At 38.0% G+C, this 3,703-nt stretch carries 5 protein-coding genes and 2 pseudogenes; 5 read left to right on the top strand and 2 right to left on the bottom strand.

Going from position 1 to position 3,703, the window contains the following annotated elements; genetic code table 11:
- Positions 1-193: 193 nt before the first annotated feature.
- From LC574_RS30865 to LC574_RS30855, 4 genes and pseudogenes are all read left to right on the top strand, one after another.
- Positions 194-346 (top strand): hypothetical protein, encoded by a 153-nt coding sequence (locus tag LC574_RS30865; protein WP_229457397.1) that lies wholly within the window; start codon positions 194-196, stop codon positions 344-346.
- Positions 318-554, top strand: coding sequence for a transposase (locus LC574_RS39320; RefSeq protein WP_368736756.1), 237 nt, complete (start codon positions 318-320; stop codon positions 552-554). Before LC574_RS30865 ends, LC574_RS39320 begins: the two co-directional genes overlap by 29 nt.
- A gap of 129 nt (positions 555-683) precedes the next feature.
- Positions 684-1,034: pseudogene (locus tag LC574_RS30860) on the top strand (ISAzo13 family transposase); the annotation flags it as partial.
- A 19-nt stretch (positions 1,035-1,053) separates the two neighbouring features.
- Positions 1,054-1,445, top strand: a pseudogene (locus LC574_RS30855) (transposase); the annotation flags it as partial.
- Here the strand turns inward: LC574_RS30855 and LC574_RS30850 are convergent.
- Positions 1,413-1,679 (bottom strand): TauD/TfdA family dioxygenase, encoded by a 267-nt coding sequence (locus LC574_RS30850; protein WP_229457396.1) that lies wholly within the window; start codon positions 1,677-1,679, stop codon positions 1,413-1,415. The pseudogene LC574_RS30855 and the gene LC574_RS30850 sit on opposite strands and share 33 nt — an antisense overlap.
- A gap of 662 nt (positions 1,680-2,341) precedes the next feature.
- On the opposite strand from LC574_RS30850, the gene LC574_RS30845 reads away from it, so the two are divergent.
- Complete coding sequence (locus LC574_RS30845; protein WP_229457395.1) at positions 2,342-3,106, top strand: transposase family protein; 765 nt, start codon at positions 2,342-2,344, stop codon at positions 3,104-3,106.
- A 301-nt stretch (positions 3,107-3,407) separates the two neighbouring features.
- Here LC574_RS30845 and LC574_RS30840 read toward each other — a convergent pair.
- On the bottom strand, positions 3,408-3,703 hold a 296-nt coding region (locus LC574_RS30840; protein ID WP_229457394.1), incomplete at its 5' end, for an acyl carrier protein.

The following is a 3,703-nucleotide window of genomic DNA, read 5'->3' as shown; positions in this document are numbered from 1 at the left end:
AGTATGCAACAGTTTATGCATGGGTTCGATATAGATTAGGAGCAAAACTCAAAGTACCACGGTATCATTGCCATAAGCAGGATGAAAAGTTAGTATCTGAGTTGAAAAAAAACTCGGTATCATCCTCAATAGCCTAGAAAAACATCTAGCACTTGGAAAGTGTATTCATTATCTGTGCCAGGATGAAACCAGGGTGGGATTAAAAACTTTAACAGGAAAAGTAATTACGGCTTCTGGAGTTAAACCAACTGTACCCGTGAAATGGCAGAGAGAAAATTTTTGGATTTATGGTGCAATTGAACCATTAACAGGACAACATTTCCAGCCACGTTTACCCCAAGCTTAATGGTGACTATTTTCAACAGTTTTTAGACTGGTTATCTGAGCAATTAAGTGGAGATTATGCAATTTTACAAATTGACCAAGCCCCAGCTCATGTAAGTTGTGCAATTAATTGGCCTGAAAATATTATTCCCCTGCTTCAACCATCTCATTCCCCTGAACTTAATCCAATTGAAAGGCTGACAGCAGTTTCTCAAAAAATCACTTCATAATGAACTTTTTTCTTCTTTGCAAGATTTACGCGATCGCATACAACAATTATTCGAGCAACTTACATTTGAGCAAGTCATGTCTATCTCATCTTATAATTTTATTTTAGAAGCCCTTTTCTATGCAGCTTCATATTAAAATGGTATCAGAAATATCAACTGAATTTACGTTTAGCTTACTACCCTCCCTATCACAGTAAATATAATCCCATCGAACGGACTTGGGCTATACTAGAAAATTATTGGAATGGGAGCATTTTAGATGAAGTAGAAACCGCTTTAAAATTTGCTCATAATATGACCTGGAATGGGAAACATCCTGTTGTTAAACTAGTCACTGAAACTTATGAGTTAGGAGTTAAGCTAACAAAAGAAGCTATGTCAACTCTTGAGAAGCAAATCAAGCGTTTGACTGATTCAACTCATGAAGCTTTCCCGGATTTAGGGAAATGGTTTATTGATATTCACTATGAAGCAACATAGGTTTAAAAATAGCAAATACAGCTTTATTAAAAATGAAGATTCTTGAAATGATAAGCAAAAGTAAAAGTTAAAGTCTGCTCAAGAAGTTCCCCAATTCTGGCTAAAATGCACAGACTGAAAGAAGATTTTAGAGACATATTTGAATCAACTGTATCTTGGGATGACAGCATAATTAAATTATTAGATTGGATGCATAATGCGCTTTCATATTTTCCGAAAAGTATAGGTACAATGGTTAGATGGTTTGGTGAGATAGTAGGCTATTTTGACGGGAGGACTACAAGTGGTCTTGTTGAAGGAATTAATAATAAACTTAAGTTAATTAAAAGACTTGGATATGGCTTTCGTAACTTTAGCAATTTCCGATTACGCAGTCTCTTAAACTGGCACTTTACTATTAATTCTCCATAAAAGTAGCGGAAAAACCCCAATTATTAATTCCCCAAAGGTTTGTCTTGTGAATTCTTTTAACTGTAATGCAGTCAGATTTTGCTGTCTGGCTACAATAACACCATGTTCCCAAAGAGATTTTTTTAATTCATACCTCTGTTGTTCTGTAAGGTCAGTAAGATTGTAACCTTGCAGAACTTCAACTCCTAATCTTGATTTATGCCGCAACTGTTTGTGCTGCTGGTTATAAGTCATCTATCTAATTACTGACTTTATTAAAAAATTACTGTTTTCGATATATCTATTAGCATATTAGCTCAAAAATAAATATTAAAATCATCTTCTTACTGTTTTCAAAAGATGTATTTTAATTCAAGATTTTCACCACAGAAGAGGATGAAAAAAGAGAGCTAATGTAGTAAAGGAACTTACTGCAACCAGCCAGTTACACAGCATAGACTTTACAAAATAAGCACTACAGCTTTAAAAGCTATTGAACAGTGAATAGATGAGGCAGGCGATAGTCCTTAATGCAGTACTGCGATCGCTAGAAAAAAAGTTCAGCATTTTTGGCGATGGCGTACCCGGCGGCTAGAAGCGCGAACGCCGTGTGTTTTAGATGTAAAAATTAATACACGAATTCTCTAAAAAGTTTTTGGAGTTAGAAAAAGCTTACTCGTTTATGAAATACTTTCACAGGAGACGAGCAAGCCAACACAATAAACACTACTGTGGTTTGAATCATAAAATAAACTTTTAGCTCACAATATGGGTTCTTGGCAACTTTTGGTGATCTCGGTTGGGGGAAGGCAGAAGGCAGAGGGCAGAAGGCAGAAGTCGGAAGTCAGAAAGATATAATTGAGATACTTCAAACTTCACTCCATCAAACATTTGAGGGATAAGCCTCAGCAAGCCCTATGTCGGTGCTAACTCACCTCTTACCAGATTCAAACAATCTGAAACTTGAGAATTGCCAACTTGACGAGATAAAGACGAAGATTTGGTTGATTGTTTCTGCAATAAGTAAAGTAGTTAATTGTCCAGTTTGTAACCAAGCAACTCATAAAATTCATAGCCGCTATGAACGCTTCTTAGCAGACTTACCCTGGGCTGATTACAGCATTACTTTACAGCTAAAGGTGCGGAAGTTTTTTTGCATCAATACTTTGTGTAAAAGGCGCATTTTTACCGAACGTCGTGAACGTAGCGACCAAGGTTTCAGTCTTCTCAACCCTTATCAAGATTACCTCCTCAGTCGCTGGAATAGTGGTAACTACAACACCCAAGAACTGTTTGAGGAAATTCGACAGGCGGGCTATATCGGTAGTTATGCCACGGTCTCTCGCTTCACTCGTTATCTCAAGAGCTTGCCCGGATTTGAACCTTGTCGCGGTTCAAGAAAAAACGCTTTTCCCAGGGTAAGCTCTTCTTCCCATCGTCCTCTCACCCCCAGTCGCGTCACAGCTTTAGGCTCTTTGAGAGAACTAGATACGCAATTAATTATTGCCAGAGAAGTAGATTTAATGGTTGCTATTACCAAACTTGGTTGTGACGCTTTAATGGGACTTAGACAAAAAGTAGCCAGAAAAAACAATCAAATGTATATAAAGAAAGACTTTGACATCGGTTTGCTTAGCAAGAAAGGCAGAGGGCAGGAGGCAGAAGGCAGAAGGGAATTCTGATTCCTGCCCTCTGCCACGACCGAAGGGAGTAAGGGTTGAAGCCCCATACCAAAATCTTCGATTTGGTGTCTTGCAATCAGTGTAGGTTTGAAGCCTATACTGTATTGCAGTCCTTCTGCCTTCTGCCCTCTGCCTTCTGCCTTCTTCACTTTCTTGATATATCTGGTTTTCAAGCATTTTTGAGCCTTTGGTGTATTTTCCTTACCCTGTATGGGTTTGAGGCTTGTTTTTTTCTTAAAAATGTTTAAGTCCCGTTAATTGGTAAGCTTTATAGCTTTTCTTAGTGCCATTCTTCTCTTAGTCAATATGCTATTTCGTCTTCAAAGAGTTGTTCTAACATATTGTATGGCAGGTGATCTGGTTGCAACTCGGTATCAGATAGCTGCAAAGACAGTACTTCTTTAGCTAAATACTCAACCAAAACTTCAACACTCGGGTAGTCAAACACTAAAGTTGAAGGTAAAGAATGTTGCAAAGAAGTTTGCAAACTGTTCTTCAATTCCAAAGCCATCAGGGAATCCATACCCATGTGTGAGAATCCCTGCTTCAGTTCCAATGAATCACAAGCAGGCAAGCCCAACACTTTGCTCACCTGAT

It is taken from the genome of Nostoc sp. CHAB 5715, assembly GCF_020829685.1.
GTDB lineage: Bacteria > Cyanobacteriota > Cyanobacteriia > Cyanobacteriales > Nostocaceae > Nostoc.
The sequence above is the reverse complement of the archived record's forward strand: the minus strand, read 5'-3'. Positions and strand labels throughout refer to the sequence as shown.

Bases quoted from the DNA above. Each gene is read 5' to 3' on its own strand.
- LC574_RS30850 (WP_229457396.1), bottom strand. From the start codon at position 1,679: ATGACTTATAACCAGCAGCACAAACAGTTGCGGCATAAATCAAGATTA.
- LC574_RS30845 (WP_229457395.1), top strand. From the start codon at position 2,342: ATGTCGGTGCTAACTCACCTCTTACCAGATTCAAACAATCTGAAACTT.